A 16569-nucleotide genomic window follows, 5' to 3' on the forward strand; every position below is an offset into this window, starting at 1 on the left:
GGCTGCCGATCCTGGGAATGATCCGTTGGCGATGACGGGCTAAAAACATCTTTTTCTGATTACGTCCCCAGGCCAAGATTGATACAAAACAGGGAGGGATCAGTCGAGATTATTTCTCCCAGGCCAGGATCACCTCACCCCGATAGACTTTTCCCTGTTGTCCCAGCCCCAGCCAAGTGATTCCGTTCAGATGTGCAAACAGACTGGGGGCAGAAACTTCTAGGACTTTCAGGAGGGGAAATGTGGTTTGCCAGGCCTGCTGATGGGTGGCCCAATCCAGATGGAGCAGCATATCCGGCGAGTCAAGTGTTAAAAGGGGTTGCCAGGCCGGGGTTTGGGTTGCTGCCCCAGAGGGGTGTAGTTCCGTCATCTCTGTTGCTAGGGTGGTGAAGGTTTGATCTTGGGCCTGGACAAAGGTGGGGGGAGCAGCGGGGGTTGAACTCCAGGCCTGGGCGGTAATCCCTTCAAATTCCCTGGGAGTTGTGAGCCACCCCTGATTTTGCAAGGATGCTTCTAAGGTTTCCAGGCCGGCCGTGACGGTTGGATTAGTTGGAGTCGTGAGTTGCCAATACCAAGGGGCTTGGGAGTGACTGTCTGAGGTAGGGGGAAAAATTGCCAAACCAAAATCTCCTATCAACCAGGGCCAAAGGTCTGTTTCAAGGTTGATCCCCAAGTAACGATTCAGGGCCTGGCGGGTTTGGGCCAAAAATGGCTGTCCGGCCCCATATCCGGTTAATAATTTATCCAGTCGATTAAAAATATCCGGCAAATCATGTCCCAAACCTACTGCGGCCGGATGACTGGGAAACCGTTTCGAGATGTCCAGATTAAGTTTAGTTGCAGTCGAATCTGAAGCCTCTCGGGCCAGTTTAGAGCTAATTAAGGTTGTACCAATCCCCAGGCCAGAGACAGGTTTCTGCAGATTTTCCCATTGCAAAAACAGGCGATCCGGACTGATCACATCCCCATTTTGATAGTCTTGGCTCCAGGTCCCGAGATTGAGATAACTTAAGCCCCAGGTGTCCCCCGTCAAGTTAAGATTGGCTTCTCGATAGAAATTTGCTCCCAAGATATTATTGACCGATTGGGCCGCGACCAAAGACTCTTCCAAGGCCTGGACAGATTGGCTCACCACTAAATAATCATTCCCCACAATTCCCAGCGCAACCGAGGGAGTGGAGACAGCCGGGCCTGGAGTGAGGATCGGGATGCCTTGGAAGGTTTTGGCAACAGGGGTAATCTCCAATTTTTCCCAGAATTTGCTCAGGGCTTTTTCAGTGCTGGCAGCATCTTTAATTGGGATAATCCACAGAGGTTGGGGGTTTTTTGCTGAAATTGGACTCATATTCACCAGCGTTAAACCAGCATCCCAGGCCAACAGACCCCCACCCGCCCGCCCCAGGCCCAGATCATCCCATTGGCTTTCAAAAAATTCGGACAATACCGGCCGCATTTGGGGAGAGACCTTATTCAAGGGTTGCGTTAATGTCACCATCCAGGCCGCTTGTCGAGGCACAAACCTCAGGGGGCTTAATTCCCTCCCAGCCCAGGCCAGCCCAGATCCAAGTAACCCCCAAACCAGGGCCAACACCCCCAGGACTTGTATAAATCTGGTGATTATTTCCCCTAATCTTTGCATCCAGTACCACCCACCCAAGGCATGACAAATCCTGATTCCCCTCCCATTTTCCCCGATTGTTTCCCCCGCCGCTCAGGTTTTCGGAAGAATAGGCTAGTCTAGGAAACGTCTCACCGCTTGGAACCCCTGGATTATGACAACTTCCCCAGTACAAAGTGCCCTCCTTGTTCTTGCCGATGGTACGGTCTTTATGGGCAAAGCCTTTGGGGCCAAGGGCACAACCGTTGGTGAAGTGGTTTTTAATACCGGGATGACAGGGTATCAAGAAGTCTTAACAGATCCCAGCTATTGTGGGCAGATTGTGACATTTACCTATCCCGAATTGGGCAATACAGGCGTGAATCACGAGGATGAAGAATCCATTTATCCCCATGTCAAAGGAGCCATTGCCCGGAATATTTGTGAACAACCCAGTAATTGGCGTGCTGAACAGTCCTTGTCCGATTACTTGAAAAAACACGGAATTCCGGGGATTTATGGCATTGATACCCGCGCCCTGACCCGCAAAATTCGCACCGTTGGGGCCATGAATGGGGCCATCTCCACCGAAATTTTAGATCCGGTTGAATTGTTGGGGCAAGTCCAGGCCGCACCGAGTATGCAAGGCTTAAACCTGGCTAAAACCGTCACCACCCCTAAAGCCTATGAGTGGACAGAACCCACCGCCGCGGCCTGGGAATTTGCGGCCACAGTTAACCCGGATCAAGACCCCCTCTTAGTGGTAGCCATTGACTTTGGGGTTAAACGGAATATCCTCCGGCGGTTGGCCAGTTACGGCTGTAAAGTGATCGTTGTGCCGGCCAGTACCAGTGCTGCGGAGATTCTCGCCCACAACCCCGATGGCATTTTTCTCTCTAATGGCCCTGGAGATCCGGCTGCTGTTACCGAGGGAATTACCACCGCCCAGGCCTTGCTGGAAGCCGGTAAACCAATGTTTGGCATTTGTCTGGGCCATCAACTCTTAGGGCTTTCTCTGGGGGCGGACACCTTTAAGTTGAAGTTTGGGCATCGGGGCTTAAATCAACCCGCTGGCCTGGCCCAAAAACAAGTCGAAATTACCAGTCAGAATCATGGCTTTGCCATTACGGGAGAATCTCTGGCCAGCAAAGACGTAGAAATTACCCATCTGAATTTGAATGATCAAACGGTCGCCGGCCTGGAACACCGTACCCTGCCCCTCTTTTCTGTGCAGTACCACCCCGAAGCCAGCCCTGGCCCCCATGATGCCGACTATCTCTTTGCTAAATTTGTCCAGGCCATGCGGAATTATCGCCAGCATCACTAAGCTTTGGTTTGCCTAATTGGCATTCTCGAAACGCTGGTCTGCATCATTAATCAATCTATAGTTCCTAGGTATTGTGATTTTGGGTTTGTATGCTAAAGATGTGCAAATCTTTTTTCTAAAGAGTTATGGCTATGGCAAAATCCAGAGGCGTTGGCTTCGGCTCAACCTGGCCTGGAACAACTCAACTCGCTTCAGGGCGGATATTTAGGTGACTTTAGCCAGTATGCCGATTTAGAGATAGAGGATAGGTGTCATTTCGGTTGGAATTTAGTCCCGAAGCGACAAAGGTTTTGGATCAACTTGCTCAAATACAGCCTAAAAAACATTCCAAGGGTTTGAAAACTCTGGGCTTATTGTCTAGCAATCCTCGGCATCCAGGCCTTAACACTCACAAATATCAAGTCTCTAAGCTGCCCCAACAATCAAGATGTGTTTGAGGCTTATGTAGAGAATAAAACTCCTGCTGTTTTTCATGTTTTCTGGTTTTATCGGCCTAGTCAGGGAGTCATCACTATTATTACGATTACACTTCATCCCCAATATATTCCTAAACTCATAACCCTGACTATAGTATTAACTCTTTGAGTCGAAATTAAGGCAAGACAAAAATGTTTTATTCGTAATGACTACGATAATTCAATGACTCTAGAACAGCCTATGTCATGTAATCAAATCTAACAACTTGATTGTAAATATCGTTCAACTAGTAAAATTGCCAAAATATCATCAATGGAATGAGGTGGTTGGCGCAGGCCTGGGGGTACGTCATGAGTTAGCGGCATTCAAAGTCAGTTGAACTGTAGAACATCAACACAGTAATGGCCCTAGAAAGCTTAACCACATCTAAATAATAAGAAAACTCTTTTATCCTAAGGGCTAGCCTAAAAAAATCTCCTGCTCCCCACTAGCAATCTCAGGGGTCATCGGGATTAATGCCTAACATTCTAAGCTTTGCTGCTAGGCGGTCAGCTCGGGCTTTTTCCTGCTCGGCTCGTTGGGCTTCTTGCTCAGCTCGTTGTGTTTCCTGTTCTGCTCGTTGTGCTTCCTGCTCAGCTTTCCATATTCCCTGCATCGCCGCTTCATTTGGAGTCGGAATCAAAGTTCCATCCCAGGAAAAGTAACGTAGCTTACCATTGTCGATACCGAGGAACAAGCCCAAAGCTTCACTCCACAGCCAGCCACGCTCATTGGGAGCTATGGGTTCATACTGATTGAAATTGAGCCTAAAGCCTGCAAATTCTAAGGTTTCTGGTGAAAAGTAAAAATACTCAGGGGTGTGAAACCGTTCTGCGTAAAGCTCCCGCTTTGTCACCCGATCCACTTGGGCCGTTGAGTCAGAGAGCAATTCAATAATTAAGTCAGGGTAACGGCCATCTTCTTCCCAAACTACCCAGGAATTACGAGGCTCCCGAGTCGTATTTTTGACTAAGAAAAAATCAGGGCCACGAAAATCCCGCTGCTTGAGTTGTTGGCGACTGAAGTAAATGGTCAGGTTGGCCCCAATGAAAAAGTCATCTCGGTCTCGCCAGGCCCACTCTAGACAGGACACCAGTAACAGCAATTGCATATAGTGCAGGGAGCTTTCCATCTCTGGTTCATCGCTCAGCAGTTGACGGGCATCGGGCATCTGCCGTTCTAGATCATCGGCTGTAAGAGTGGCCATAAGCACTTTCCCCGAACGATGCTCATACTATACAGCAAACACTAGGGTATGACTTGGATAGGTCAAAGGATAAGCAGCTAGTACCTTTGATGAATTTGACTAGTGAACTCATGCCACTTCACCGTCAGTTACGCTTGATTGTTATTCATCATTCTTCAGGCTCAGCGAACAGCTTTTAAGTACCGTTCAACTAGTAAAATCGCCACAATATCATCAATCGGCCGAGGGGGGTGGCGCAGGCCTGGGGGTAGTAATTTTGTTAAACCGTGCGGAGGAAACATTTGCCAATAGCGATCACGAGCTTCTAGGGTGCTGTTGCGTTCATTAACCGTTTTTATAACAATCTCTTGGCTAATTCCTTCTTTTAGTTTTTTTTGCCAAATCTTTGAAGTAGTTTGATCACCAATAATAATTGCCTGAATTGCATAGGTTGCGAGGACTTGATTGATGACATTCAGAGCCTGGTCAGCTAAAACCACTCGATGGGTAATGACCTGTTGAAACTCAGTAACAATCGCTAAACCACATTTATCCCGGCCTGGGTCAAAGCCTAAATAATAGCTCTCACTCACAGGCCTGGATACTCATGGTTTCAAAATGGGGTTGTCATCAACTGGGGTTATTTATTCAACCAGCTAAACATGGCCCGCAGGTCTTTACCCACTTCCTCAATGGGGTGTTCTGCTTCCCGCCGCCGCATTGCGGTAAATCCGGGTTTGCCAGCCTGATTTTCCAAGACAAACTCCCGCGCAAATTGACCCTCTTGAATTTCCTTGAGGATTTGCTTCATCTCCGCCCGAGTTTCATCGGTGACAATGCGCGGGCCACGAGTTAAATCGCCATACTCGGCGGTGTTGGAAATACTGTCCCGCATTTTGGCTAGGCCCCCCTCAACAATCAAATCCACAATCAACTTGACTTCATGGAGACATTCAAAATAGGCCAATTCCGGTTGGTAACCAGCGGCGACTAAGGTTTCAAATCCGGCTTTAATCAACGCCGATAACCCACCACACAAAACCACTTGCTCCCCAAACAAATCGGTTTCCGTTTCTTCCCGGAACGTAGTTTCTAAAATCCCGCCCCGCGTACCGCCAATCCCTTTCGCGTAGGCCATGGCCCGTTGACGTGCTTCCCCAGTGGCATCTTGATAAATCGCAAACAATGCCGGAACCCCTTGGCCTTGGGTATAAGTCCGCCGCACCAAATGACCCGGCCCCTTCGGCGCAATCATCACCACATCCACATCTGGCGGGGGGACAATCTGACCAAAGTGAATATTAAACCCATGAGCAAAGGATAAAACTTTACCCGGAGCCAAGTGAGGGGCAATTTCCTGGGTATAAACGGCTTTTTGAACTTCATCCGGCAGCAAAATCATGATCCAATCCGCCGCCTTGGTCGCCTCGGCCACAGAATGGACAGCCAACCCCTCGGCCTGGGCCACAGCCGCAGACTTACTGCCGGGGTACAAACCGACAATCACCTTCACACCACTATCCCGTAGGTTCAGGGCATGGGCGTGACCTTGGGAACCATAGCCAATAATGGCCACCGTTTTGCCAGAAAGTAACCCTAAATCTGCATCTGTGTCGTAATACATCCGTGCCATGGTTATGCTGTCCTCTTCTGTAATGAATCCAATTCTCTAGCGGGCAAACCGACCACCACCCCCAGCAGCTTCCCGCGGGCGGGCCTTGTTAACCTTGAGTTGCCGCCCCATCCACTCAGCCCCGTCTAATTCTGCAATGGCCGCATCTTCTTCGGCATCGGTGGACATTTCGACAAAGCCAAACCCGCGTTTGCGTCCAGTATCACGATCCACGGGTAAATAAACTTGCTTAACTGAACCGTACTCGGCAAATACGGCCTCTAGATCTTCCTGAGTGGCAGTGTAAGAAAGATTGCCGACATAAATTGACATAGTCTGCTCCAAAGCACAAAAAAATACAGAGCGTTGGCCTGTGACTTCGGAGAGATGCCTGTCCACTGAAACAAAACGACTCTGGAACCGAACTCATGTACCGCCTGAAACATTAGCCAGATATAACTAAGGCGAGTGGCGTAAGCCAACCCTGATCAAAAATTATAACCAGACATGGGGAGGGCCTGTGAAGCATGGGCGGAATTTCTTAGGGGTGGCTTAAGACTAGGACAAAGATTTCTGGGGTGGGCTAGCCATAGGCTGATGTTGCCGCATCAATCTCCACAAAACGAGGGACCCAGTTGAAGGCAACTAGATCCCGAAAAAATAGATCAATGAATTTTTAACTCTTACTAGGGTGAACAGGTTGCACTGGAAAACTTTTAGACGAACCCAATTTATATCCTAACCGGATCGGCTTTGAGACATTTTAAGAACAAAATACAGATTGAGACAGCGATTGTATTTGTTCATCTCCCTGAAGCAACAGAAATGGGTTTTGAAATCAACACAGTGCTAGGTAAAACGGGGACATCAATAACCTAAAGCGACTAGATAAACCACCTTGATTAACGAAACGACAATTAACTGAAATCACTGTCTAACTTGTCCCAGAACCAGAGGAGGGCAGCACAGTCTCTAGTTCTCAGCGTTTACACCTTTGAGTTGGATTTTTAAGGAAGTAACAGAGCTTGAGAAACTCTTTTTTGTTACCCCTTTCTTGTGCCTATGTATAAGCTAACACCAAGGTTTGGTAATTTCCATCTTTTTATCGAACTTAAATGTTCTTGATAGTCTGCAAAGTTTCTGTTACTAAAGTTCAACTTGACTAGGGCAATCTAGGGATCTTCGCCGTGGCTGGCATGGTAAGAACTGCGAACAAGGGGGCCGGAACGGACTTGGGCAAATCCCATCTCTTTTGCGGTCTGCCCTAAGGCCTGAAATTCATCGGGATGCCAATACTTGACGACAGGTAAATGGACTAAGGAAGGAGCAAGGTACTGACCGAGGGTGAGGCGATTACAATCCACCGCCCGCAAGTCTTGGAGGGTGGCAATAACTTCGGCTGTAGTTTCTCCCAGGCCCAGCATTAAGCCGGATTTTGTCGGAATGTCGGGATTTAAACGCTTGACGGTGGCGAGAACCTCTAAAGAACGTTCATATTTTGCCCCGCGCCGGACTGGCCCCTGGAGACGACGAACGGTTTCAAGATTATGGTTATAGCAAACGGGCTGGGCCTGGACAATTTGACCAATTAACTCTTGATGCCCTCGGAAGTCTGGGGTGAGAACTTCAATGGCAGTGTTTGGGTTGAGGTGGCGAATGGCGGTCATTGTGGCGATAAAGTGGCCTACCCCTTGATCCGCTAAATCATCCCGAGCCACTGAGGTGAGAACGACATACTGTAAACCAAGGGCCTGGACGGCCTGGGCAATCTTGAGGGGTTCTGCTTCATCCACAGGCCGGGGGGCATGACCTTTATCCACTTGGCAAAACCCACAGGCCCGGGTGCAAATTGGCCCCATGAGCAAAAATGTGGCCGTTCCTTGGCGATAACATTCTCCCCGATTGGGGCAGCGGCCTTCCTCGCAAATGGTATGGATCCCCGCTTGCTTAATCAGACGTTGAACCGGCGCTAGATCACGGGCCCGACCAATGGGAGATTTTAACCAACTGGGGAGACGCTGAGGGGGGGAGACAGATTCAGACATGGGGCAAGACCGGTAGATCCGTAAAGCTTAAGATAAATTAAATTTCCTAAGATTGTTAGCTAAGTAGCGTCCAGCCGAGACTGGAACCATGATACTTATATGGCATAGTCAAGTTAACCGCCTTCTAGAGGAACTTGGGGGTATTTGTGTCAACCCAAAAAATCTTGGTGATTGATGATAGTAAAGTCATTCGGATGCGTGTCCGGGATATGCTCCCCGAGGGTGACTATCAAGTGCTAGAAGCCAAGGATGGCCAAGAGGGACTCAATTTAATTCGGCAAGAATCCCCTAACTTGATCATGTTAGACTTTCTCCTGCCTAAGGTCAGCGGCTGGGAAGTCTTCCAGGAATTGGAGCGGCGACAAGATTTAGGACGCGTCCCCCTAGTGATTATGTCCGGGCGGCGGGAAGAAGTCACCGAGAAGCTTCAAGAACCCTTTGAACTGTTTGAGTTCATTGAAAAACCCTTTGAAAAGGAGGACTTAGACGAAGCGATTAAAAAAGCCTTTGCCAAAGCTCGCCTAGCTCCTGCTACGTCCCAAGCTTCTACTCCAGAAACAGCAACGGTGGGCGGCATTGATCCGGCAGAATTTGCCGCTCTCCAGGCCGAAGTTGCTGAACTCAAAGCGGCCCTTACTCAGGCTCCAGTTGTAACGGCTGGGGTTGATCCAGAAGAGTTTGCCGCCCTGAAAGAAATGGTTGCCGAACTCCAGTCCCAAGTCAGCCCGCCCGCCAGCACCATTGACCCCCTAGAATTTGCCCAACTGGAAGCCACCGTGGCCCAACTACAAATCCAGGGCTTGGCCCATGCCCACACGGTCGATCCGGCTGATTTTGCCGCATTGAAAAGTATGGTTATGGAACTCCAGACCCAAGTGGGGCAACCCCAACATCAGGATTATGGCTCTGGGGAAATTGCTTCTGGGCCTAATCCAACTGAGTTCCAGGCCCTGCAAACCTTAGTGAACTCTCTGGAAGAAGAATTGCATACAATTCGGCATACCCTGGCCCAAGTGGTTGGCTTCCTCAAACGCAAACGCCCAGATTAATAGCCAAATTTGCTCACGCTGATCCCAGGCCTGGTTAGCTTTGCAGCGTTATCAAGACCCAGGCATCTATGGCGAACATTAGCAGCGCAAACAGTCCCAGTAATCCGTACATCCAAGGTTGGGCCAGGGGGCGGATCAGTTCTGTGTCCAGGCCAGTGTGTTGATGAATAAACCGCAGCATTTGACTAAAGCCGACCACTCGCATCGGCAATAAATAGGCCATACCCGCTTGAGTCAATAGATAATACACCAGTCCACCCTGACTTGTGCCCCGCGGCTGAATCCCGGTGATTTCTGACCATTGGATTGACCACTGTCGCCGGAGGAAAGTTGGAACCCAGGCCGGATAGATAATCGCCATCCCCTGTTGATTCAGTTCGACTCGATAGCTGAGGGTTCCCAGGAGAATCAGACCGCCCATCACCAGCGCAATCAGTAATAGCCAAGGGGAAACCGGGGCCTGGGTTTGTTGGGATAGAAGAGGAAGAGGAAGCGTCAAGGCTATATAAAAACTGAGGATTGTCCAAGTGATTAAGGGCGAGGGCTTGAGACATAAGGCCTGGGCGGGGTCAAGGTTAGACATGGGGAGGGCTTGTTAGAGGTTAATGGAGAGGGAGAATCGTCAGGACTGGAGATTAGTTGGCAATGATAGGGGCGGGGGGCGGACTGCTGGCCGGGGTAATAGTTTCTGGACTACATTGAGCCCGGCGACTGCGAGTGGCTGGCCAGGCAAAGAGAGACTGGAGGCCCGCTTGACGAATTTCTGGGGGTTCCGGGCCATTGTTCCATAAACTCTCGTAATAGAAGAACGCGACTCCCAGACCATCGGTTTGAGCGGCTGTTACTTTAGCCTTGACCAGAGAGAGTGGGGTTAAGTTGGTTCGCAGGCCAGAGAGAATCCCAACGGCGGTGGGAATTTTCTGTTTAGCGGCTTGCAATTCCGGGCGGGCAATTTGTTCTAAAAAGGCTTCCAAGGTGGGCCGATAAATTTGGACAATTAACTCATCCACAATGTCTTGATTAATCCAGGCCACCCAGTCTTGGAGAGAGCTATTGTAGGCGGAGGGATAGGGGTTGGGGGACACAGAGACAATGATCTTCGGTTTCCGGGCTTGGATGGCTTGATTCAGTTGTTTCATGAAAGCCGTAATCTTATCGGCGCGCCATTTGACCCAATCCGTGGCCTGGGGATGGGCGGGGGGATCTTTCTTCGTTTCTTGCTTATAAAGAGCCACGGTGTAGGGATCATAACCAAACTCATTGGGGAGGCTCATGTGATCATCAAACTGAATCCCATCCACGTCGTACTGGCTGATGGCTTCCACCACCAAATCCGTCATAAATTTTTGCACCTCTGGATGAAAGGGATTGAGCCAAACCACTTCCCCAGCTGCCCCGACCCAGGTTTTTGTCCCATCGCGCCGCTGGGTTACCCAATTGGGATGCTGTAGGACAAGTTCCGAGGTTTCTGGGGCCATAAAGCCAAATTCAAACCAGGGGATGGCCAGTAAGCCTTGACAGTGGGCCTGGTTAATGACTTCGGCGAGGATGTCATAGTTATCTTGAATGCCCCGAATCACAAAGGGTTGAATGTTATGGCGTTGAGCGACTGGGCTGGGATAGGTGACATAACCCGAATTCCAAATCACCGGATAGACCGTATTGAAGTTAAGATCGGCCAGTTGGGCCATGGCCTGGGTTAAGCTGGGGCGATCTCGGAGCATTCTAGTGTCATTAGTGGTCAGCCAAACCCCGCGAATTTCCGGTTCCGACACTCTTGGGGTGGGGGAAGCAGGGGCGGCGGGTTGAACGTAAATGCTGTCAGGATGATCGAGGGGATCCACAACTTTTATGGGAGACTGAGCCAAGACCGGACTGAGTATTCCCCAGGCCAGGACTACCCCCAACCCCAAACTGAGCCAATATGCCAACTTCCGCCATCTGGACTGTGTCACAAACCCTCACCTATTGCGTGGTTTAGAATTTTTTCAGCTTCTGGATTATTCTAGAGTCCTTTCGGAATCCCCCACAATTTCCCCAGTTATGATCACCAGTTTGCACAATCCTCTGGTTAAACAGTGTCGGCAATTGCACCAGGGCAAATATCGCCATCACCACCAGCAGTTACTCCTAGAAGGGACTCACCTGATTATGGAGGCCTGTGCGGTTCGTTACCCCTTATTGAGGGTTTACAGTACCCCGGCCTGGCAAGGGAAAAACCCAGTGCTATATCAACATCTCCAGGAAATTGCCGAACACCTGGAATCAGTCAGTGAACCTGTTTTAGCGGCCTTGGCTACGACCCAAACCCCTGATGGAATTGTTGCCATTGCTCCCCGCCGCCCCGCCGCATCTTTAGAACTCCACAGCCTTGGCCTGGTCTTAGAGGGGATTCAAGATCCCGGTAATTTAGGGACGCTGATCCGGACGGCCGCCGCGGCTGAAGTGGAGGGAATCTATTTGGGGCCTGGCTGTGTGGATTTGGAGCATCCCAAAGTTTTACGGGCGACTGCTGGGCAATGGTTTCGACTCGGGTTCAAGCAAAGTAGTGATCTCAGCCAAGATTTAGCCCCCTATCAAACCAGTTCCAATTGGCAGATTATTGCCACCCGGCCTAGCCCCAGCAGTTGTAATTATTGGGATCTGGATTATTGTCAACCAACCATTTTTTTATTAGGGAGTGAAGGACAGGGCCTCTCCCCAGAGTTACGCGCCCAGGCCAGCCAAGAGGTTTATATTCCCCAGGCCCCTGGTGTCGAATCCCTTAATGTGGGAGTTGCCGCCGCCCTTTTACTCTATGAAGTCAAACGTCAACGCCGTCATCATGCCCAAGGGATCGAATCTTCTGATTAGGGATTAGAGAGTAATGAGAAAAGAGTTAACAAAAGGCATCAAGTTGAGTCCAGGGGAGGTTCTCACTCCTCACTCCTAAATCCTCACTTCTCAAACCGCAGTCGTCAAAAAATCCATCAACGGCGAGAGGACCCACTTGGCCCCCACTTTTAATTGATGTTCCAGAGTCGGCATGCGATAGAGATAGGCCAACCGCCGCACCAAATAGGCTAAGGAGCCATCCAACTGCAAGCCCAGGCCCGCCAAGGCCGCGCTATCGGTACCCAAGGTCAACATTTCCCCCAAATGAGAATAGTTAAAGGGCAACAGCGGGCGGTGATTCAGGCTGGCCCAAACATTCCAACCCAGATAATCGGCCTGTTGAAACGCAGCTTGGGCCGTTGTTGGTACCTGTTGGCCGGCTTGATCCCGGACATCGGCCGCATCCCCCAAGGCAAACAGTTCGGGATGATCAACAACTTGCAGGGTCGGGGTAGTCAGGAGTCGGCCGCGCTCATTTTTGGGGAGTTCCAAGGCTTGAATCGCACCCGCCACCGCTGTCCCAACTGTCCAGATCACCAAATCCACCGGCAGTTCATCCACCTGGTCTTTATACTTCAGGGCAATGGTATTGGCACTCAGCCACTCTGGGGTGGTATCTAAATCCAGCCACACTTGCCGCGCTTCCAAGGCCCGTTGCGCCGTTTCCTGATTAAAGCTGGGGGAGCCACCCAGGATTTGGCTATTGCGATCCACCAGGCGAATTCGCCCCCGATTGCCCAACCGTTCCGAGAGTTTACAGGCCAGTTCCACACCGCTGGGACCGGCACCGACAATTACAATACGGATCTTGTCTTGTCCAGAATTCTCTAGGGTTTTTAAGCGTTCCCCCAGGGTATAAGCATCAGCCAAAGTCCGAAACATCAGGGCATGATCGGTAACTCCCGGAACCTGGCCAGTGGGAGTCGTGCCGCCTAAGGCCAAAACTAAATAGTCATAGGCGAGGGTGGCCTGGGAACTGAGGGCGATGAGTTTTTCAACTAGATTAATGTGCGACACCTGGGCCTGGCAAAACTGAATCGGGGTATCCGCTAAAATTTCGCTAAAGGGGGGGGCAATTTCCCAGGTTTCCAGTTCCCCAGTCAGCAATTCATAGAGCAGGGGTGTAAATAAAAAGCGATCAGATTGATCCACGAGGGTAATTTCAGGCCTGCCACCCTCTTCCCAGGGGAGTTGGGCCAAACGCAGTGCCGTATAAAGTCCCCCAAACCCCCCACCGAGAATCACAACTTTCTTAGCCATAGTTTTTCTGGTTCCAACCTAAAGTCACATCTGCTCGCTGGCCAAACATCTCCACAATAACGACAAATTTCAGTAGCCAGCTATTTGCAGGAGAGATAAAGGTGGCCTGGCTAAAATTTGAGGTTAAAAATAATTTCCATCGGGGCTGGTAGCAAATTCCCGCGAAAGTCTAAAAGCTGCCCTAAGAGTAGATAACCCACCCCCAGTAATACGGCGACAACTCCCGTTAAAATCGCTACCCACTTTGGTCGTTCCATTGGTCTATATCCTTAAGATTGATCAGCTAATTGACTCAGTTTGTCATTGATGCTTAGGAGGGGTTTGGAGCCAGAAGGGGAGTCGGTTCCGGGGTAGGAGGGGGCGGGGCTGTGGCATTCACGGGTTGATTGGGAGCAACGGTTTCTGGATCGCTACTGGGGGTATTAGGAGCAAGAGCGGGTTGATTGGTGCGGGAAACTGGAGCAGGGGGAGTGGCGGATAGTTGGGATTGTTGGGTCAGGGCCAGCAGTTGTTGTTCAAGTTCTAAACTGGAGGAAAATAACCGACTCAGGCCCCGAATGAGTCGCCGTAAATCCTCTTGCAGTTCTTGGTCTCCCGAGAGTTTAACCAGATCATTGGTGATTTTTTGGGTATTGATAAAGGTGGCCCGGGCCGCATCTAGGGTTTGGGCCAAGGAAAACATCACCGCCGGATTACTGAGAGTTCCCGAAATGGTATTTAAGTTGGCCGCGGCCTGGGAACCATTTTTCAACAAGGCTTCTAAATCCGCCAGGACTGTACTTTTTTCTAAGCGATTCAGAAATGGGGATAGGTTACCCAAAACTAATTTGAGTTCCTGTCCAGATGCACTCAAGGTATTTAGAGTTGTGGTTAAAGTCCCTTTATTGACTTCCACTAAGCTTGTTACCTGATTGGCTGCTTGGGTAACAGAGCGGGCCGCAGTCGAAAATTCTCGCAGTTGCACTCGGGCATCGGCACTAAGACGATTCACATTTTCGGCGGCGGTGGCCACTTTCGTAATGGCAGAATTGGTATTTTCAATTAGTTGCGATTGATCCAAACTATCGGCAATGGCATTTGCAGCGGTGATTAAATCATCAAGGCTTTTACCTGTCCGCCCTTGAATTTTCTGCCCATTACAAATAATGATTGTGGGGTCACAATCGGCACTGACAGGGGAAAGATTTTCGGGAAGATCTGCTACGGCCACAACTTGACGAAAATCCAGAAACGAACTGCCGACAAAGCCTGACTGCCGCACCTCGGGAATGGCATCACGGGGAATAATCACATCCCGCAGCTTGGCCTTGGCGATAATCCCCATTGGCCCGACTTGGACATCAGAAATACTGCCGACTCTAACGCCCCGATAGCGTACCGGTGTACCCACCACCAGGCCTGGGGCATCGGCCAAGGTAATGGTGACTTCGTAGGTTTGCCCCGCAAAGAGATTTCCCCGCAGCCAGATCAAGGCTAGGCCCAGCACCCCCAGGCCAATTAAAAACAGCAGGCCAACCACACTTTCCTGCATGACCCGAGATCTCATTCGCTTTGGCCTCCAGCTAGGGGTGGTTCAATAATCCGAATTGGCCCGTGGACGGCCCCCTGGAGAAATTGATGCAGGTAGGGATCATCACAGGTGGGAATGTCGCTCACAGTTCCTTGCCATCGTATCTTACCCTCATAAAGCAAAATCATTCGTCCTCCGGTGCGGTGAATTGTGCTGTGTTGGTGGGTGACAATGACATAGGTCGAGCAGGTGGTGGCGTGGATATTGCGGATCATGTCTTCAATGACGGTTGAGGCAATCGGATCCAAGCCCGCTGTGGGTTCATCGTAGAGCAAAATTTGGGGGTCATCATTTTTATCTTTGGGATTATCCATAATCGCTCGGGCAAAACTGACCCGTTTCCGCATTCCCCCGGACAATTCTGCCGGATACAAATGGCCCATATTCTCCAGGCCAACTAAGGCTAGTTTGTGGCTGACTAAGGTTTTGATTTCTGTACAGGAGAGATTGGTATTTTCCAACAGATGAAAGCCGACATTTTCTTCTACGGTCAACGAATCAAAGAGGGCGGCCTGCTGAAAGACCATGCTCATGCGAATATCTCCCTTGCCCTCATCCCAATCCCCATCCCGTTTCTGGCCATTCACATAGATTTCCCCCGTATCTGGCTGCGTCAAGCCCGCGATTAAACGCAGGATGGTGGATTTCCCAGTTCCCGATGGGCCAATCACCGCTAAAGCATCGCCTACATGTATGGCAAGGTTGACATGATCAAGAACGACCTTATCCCCAAAGGCTTTGCTGACATTCCGAAATTCAATCAGGGGAACAGACATGGTGGTTTAAATTAGTCCTTCCAATTCTTGGGTTTCAATGGCTTCCAGGCCCCGGGCATCTCCCAACTTCACCAAGGCAGCCCGGGCATCTTCCTGTACCCCCATATCCTCATCCTCCAGCGCGCTAATCAAGGCATCAATGGCCTGGCTATAGGTTTGATCCACAGGAATCGCTCGACAGAGTTGCCCCAAAGCCCAAGCCGCATTACTTCTGACGACCGCCATCGCATCTACAGTCAGAGCCTTGACTAAGGGAGGAACAGCCTGGGTTGCGGCCTCAATACTCACTTCTGCCATTTGTCCCAAGGAACTGGCCGCCCATAATCGTACCGCCGAAATATCCGTCAGTAAGGTTTCTGTTAAGGGTAAGAGGGAGCGACTATCGCGGCAATTCCCCAAGGCCCAAGTTACCCCTTTGCGGACATAGCCATTCCAATCTTGCTCCAGTTGTTGAATCAGAGGCTCCACCGCACTGGGACTGGGATTGCGGCCCAAGGCATAGGCAGCACTGACCCGAACGAGGGGACAAGAAGAGGAGAGGAGGTTAATGAGTGCGGGTACGGCCCTGGCATCTTCAATTTCACAAAAAGCCCGCGCCGCCAGCATCCGTTGAGTAACATCCTCGGCAGTCAACAGAGCTAGCATTTCATCGGGATCTGGCCGGGGCGGTTCAGTCACCTCAGCCCAATCTTCGTGATCGGCCAAGTTAACTTCGCTGATTATGGCTCCGTTCAGTTGGAGGTCGCTGTCATCCATCATGGGTCTCTTTTGCAGCAATCCAGGCCTGGGGTTCATCCGAAAACTATTGCGGCTGCCT

15 protein-coding genes and 1 pseudogene are annotated in these 16569 nt (G+C 50.4%); 3 read left to right on the plus strand and 13 right to left on the minus strand.

The window, feature by feature from the left end; genetic code table 11:
• Positions 1-109: 109 nt before the first annotated feature.
• Positions 110-1516 (minus strand): DUF3352 domain-containing protein, encoded by a 1407-nt coding sequence (locus RIF25_RS03740; RefSeq protein WP_322877211.1) that lies wholly within the window; start codon positions 1514-1516, stop codon positions 110-112.
• A gap of 256 nt (positions 1517-1772) precedes the next feature.
• Here RIF25_RS03740 and carA point away from each other — a divergent pair, with 256 nt between their 5' ends.
• Positions 1773-2924, plus strand: coding sequence for a glutamine-hydrolyzing carbamoyl-phosphate synthase small subunit (gene carA / locus RIF25_RS03745; protein WP_322877212.1), 1152 nt, complete (start codon positions 1773-1775; stop codon positions 2922-2924).
• Positions 2925-3837: 913 nt separating this feature from the next.
• On the opposite strand, the gene RIF25_RS03750 is transcribed toward carA, so the two are convergent.
• The 5 genes from RIF25_RS03750 to lipA all read right to left on the minus strand — a co-directional run bounded on the left by RIF25_RS03750 (position 3838) and on the right by lipA (position 8223).
• The gene (locus RIF25_RS03750; protein WP_322877213.1) at positions 3838-4587 is read right to left on the minus strand and encodes a Uma2 family endonuclease; all 750 of its coding nucleotides are present in this window, start codon (positions 4585-4587) and stop codon (positions 3838-3840) included.
• Between the two features lie 161 nt (positions 4588-4748).
• Positions 4749-5159: a pre-16S rRNA-processing nuclease YqgF gene (locus tag RIF25_RS03755; RefSeq protein WP_322877214.1), complete on the minus strand. Its 411-nt coding sequence runs from the start codon at positions 5157-5159 to the stop codon at positions 4749-4751.
• A gap of 47 nt (positions 5160-5206) precedes the next feature.
• A complete protein-coding gene (ilvC, locus tag RIF25_RS03760; protein ID WP_322877215.1) occupies positions 5207-6199 on the minus strand; it encodes a ketol-acid reductoisomerase in 993 nt (330 codons plus the stop codon).
• Positions 6200-6235: 36 nt separating this feature from the next.
• On the minus strand, positions 6236-6511 hold the full coding sequence (locus tag RIF25_RS03765; RefSeq protein ID WP_015126014.1) for an RNA recognition motif domain-containing protein: 276 nt from the start codon (positions 6509-6511) through the stop codon (positions 6236-6238).
• 839 nt (positions 6512-7350) lie between these two features.
• Positions 7351-8223 carry a lipoyl synthase gene (gene lipA / locus RIF25_RS03770; protein WP_322877216.1) on the minus strand — a complete coding sequence of 291 codons (873 nt, stop codon included), beginning with the start codon at positions 8221-8223 and terminating at the stop codon, positions 7351-7353.
• 146 nt (positions 8224-8369) lie between these two features.
• Between lipA and RIF25_RS17115 the strand changes: the two are divergent.
• A pseudogene (locus RIF25_RS17115) lies at positions 8370-8748 on the plus strand (response regulator); the annotation flags it as partial.
• Between the two features lie 558 nt (positions 8749-9306).
• Here RIF25_RS17115 and RIF25_RS03780 read toward each other — a convergent pair.
• Positions 9307-9855, minus strand: coding sequence for a hypothetical protein (locus RIF25_RS03780; RefSeq protein WP_322877218.1), 549 nt, complete (start codon positions 9853-9855; stop codon positions 9307-9309).
• A gap of 52 nt (positions 9856-9907) precedes the next feature.
• Positions 9908-11227: a glycoside hydrolase family 10 protein gene (locus tag RIF25_RS03785; RefSeq protein WP_322877219.1), complete on the minus strand. Its 1320-nt coding sequence runs from the start codon at positions 11225-11227 to the stop codon at positions 9908-9910.
• 88 nt (positions 11228-11315) lie between these two features.
• Between RIF25_RS03785 and RIF25_RS03790 the strand changes: the two genes are divergently transcribed.
• Positions 11316-12125 carry a TrmH family RNA methyltransferase gene (locus RIF25_RS03790; RefSeq protein ID WP_322877220.1) on the plus strand — a complete coding sequence of 270 codons (810 nt, stop codon included), beginning with the start codon at positions 11316-11318 and terminating at the stop codon, positions 12123-12125.
• Between the two features lie 90 nt (positions 12126-12215).
• Here RIF25_RS03790 and RIF25_RS03795 read toward each other — a convergent pair whose 3' ends face one another.
• From RIF25_RS03795 to RIF25_RS03815, 5 genes are all read right to left on the minus strand, one after another.
• Entirely contained in the window at positions 12216-13406 is a 1191-nt protein-coding gene (locus tag RIF25_RS03795; protein ID WP_322877221.1) for an NAD(P)/FAD-dependent oxidoreductase, read from the minus strand.
• A gap of 110 nt (positions 13407-13516) precedes the next feature.
• Positions 13517-13663, minus strand: coding sequence for a hypothetical protein (locus RIF25_RS03800; RefSeq protein WP_322877222.1), 147 nt, complete (start codon positions 13661-13663; stop codon positions 13517-13519).
• A gap of 53 nt (positions 13664-13716) precedes the next feature.
• Entirely contained in the window at positions 13717-14952 is a 1236-nt protein-coding gene (locus RIF25_RS03805) for an MlaD family protein (RefSeq protein WP_322877223.1), read from the minus strand.
• On the minus strand, positions 14949-15752 hold the full coding sequence (locus RIF25_RS03810; protein ID WP_322877224.1) for an ABC transporter ATP-binding protein: 804 nt from the start codon (positions 15750-15752) through the stop codon (positions 14949-14951). The genes RIF25_RS03805 and RIF25_RS03810 overlap by 4 nt, the downstream gene beginning before the upstream one ends.
• Positions 15753-15758: 6 nt before the next feature.
• A complete protein-coding gene (locus RIF25_RS03815) occupies positions 15759-16511 on the minus strand; it encodes a HEAT repeat domain-containing protein (protein WP_407682309.1) in 753 nt (250 codons plus the stop codon).
• Between the last annotated feature and the right edge of the window lie 58 nt (positions 16512-16569).

The sequence above is a fragment of the Pseudocalidococcus azoricus BACA0444 genome (assembly GCF_031729055.1).
In the GTDB taxonomy this organism is placed as follows: Bacteria; Cyanobacteriota; Cyanobacteriia; order Thermosynechococcales; family Thermosynechococcaceae; genus Pseudocalidococcus; species Pseudocalidococcus azoricus.

Bases quoted from the DNA above. Each gene is read 5' to 3' on its own strand.
- carA (WP_322877212.1), top strand. From the start codon at position 1,773: ATGACAACTTCCCCAGTACAAAGTGCCCTCCTTGTTCTTGCCGATGGT.
- RIF25_RS03750 (WP_322877213.1), bottom strand. From the start codon at position 4,587: ATGGCCACTCTTACAGCCGATGATCTAGAACGGCAGATGCCCGATGCC.
- ilvC (WP_322877215.1), bottom strand. From the start codon at position 6,199: ATGGCACGGATGTATTACGACACAGATGCAGATTTAGGGTTACTTTCT.
- RIF25_RS03765 (WP_015126014.1), bottom strand. From the start codon at position 6,511: ATGTCAATTTATGTCGGCAATCTTTCTTACACTGCCACTCAGGAAGAT.
- lipA (WP_322877216.1), bottom strand. From the start codon at position 8,223: ATGTCTGAATCTGTCTCCCCCCCTCAGCGTCTCCCCAGTTGGTTAAAA.
- RIF25_RS03780 (WP_322877218.1), bottom strand. From the start codon at position 9,855: ATGTCTAACCTTGACCCCGCCCAGGCCTTATGTCTCAAGCCCTCGCCC.
- RIF25_RS03790 (WP_322877220.1), top strand. From the start codon at position 11,316: ATGATCACCAGTTTGCACAATCCTCTGGTTAAACAGTGTCGGCAATTG.
- RIF25_RS03795 (WP_322877221.1), bottom strand. From the start codon at position 13,406: ATGGCTAAGAAAGTTGTGATTCTCGGTGGGGGGTTTGGGGGACTTTAT.
- RIF25_RS03800 (WP_322877222.1), bottom strand. From the start codon at position 13,663: ATGGAACGACCAAAGTGGGTAGCGATTTTAACGGGAGTTGTCGCCGTA.
- RIF25_RS03805 (WP_322877223.1), bottom strand. From the start codon at position 14,952: ATGAGATCTCGGGTCATGCAGGAAAGTGTGGTTGGCCTGCTGTTTTTA.
- RIF25_RS03810 (WP_322877224.1), bottom strand. From the start codon at position 15,752: ATGTCTGTTCCCCTGATTGAATTTCGGAATGTCAGCAAAGCCTTTGGG.
- RIF25_RS03815 (WP_407682309.1), bottom strand. From the start codon at position 16,511: ATGATGGATGACAGCGACCTCCAACTGAACGGAGCCATAATCAGCGAA.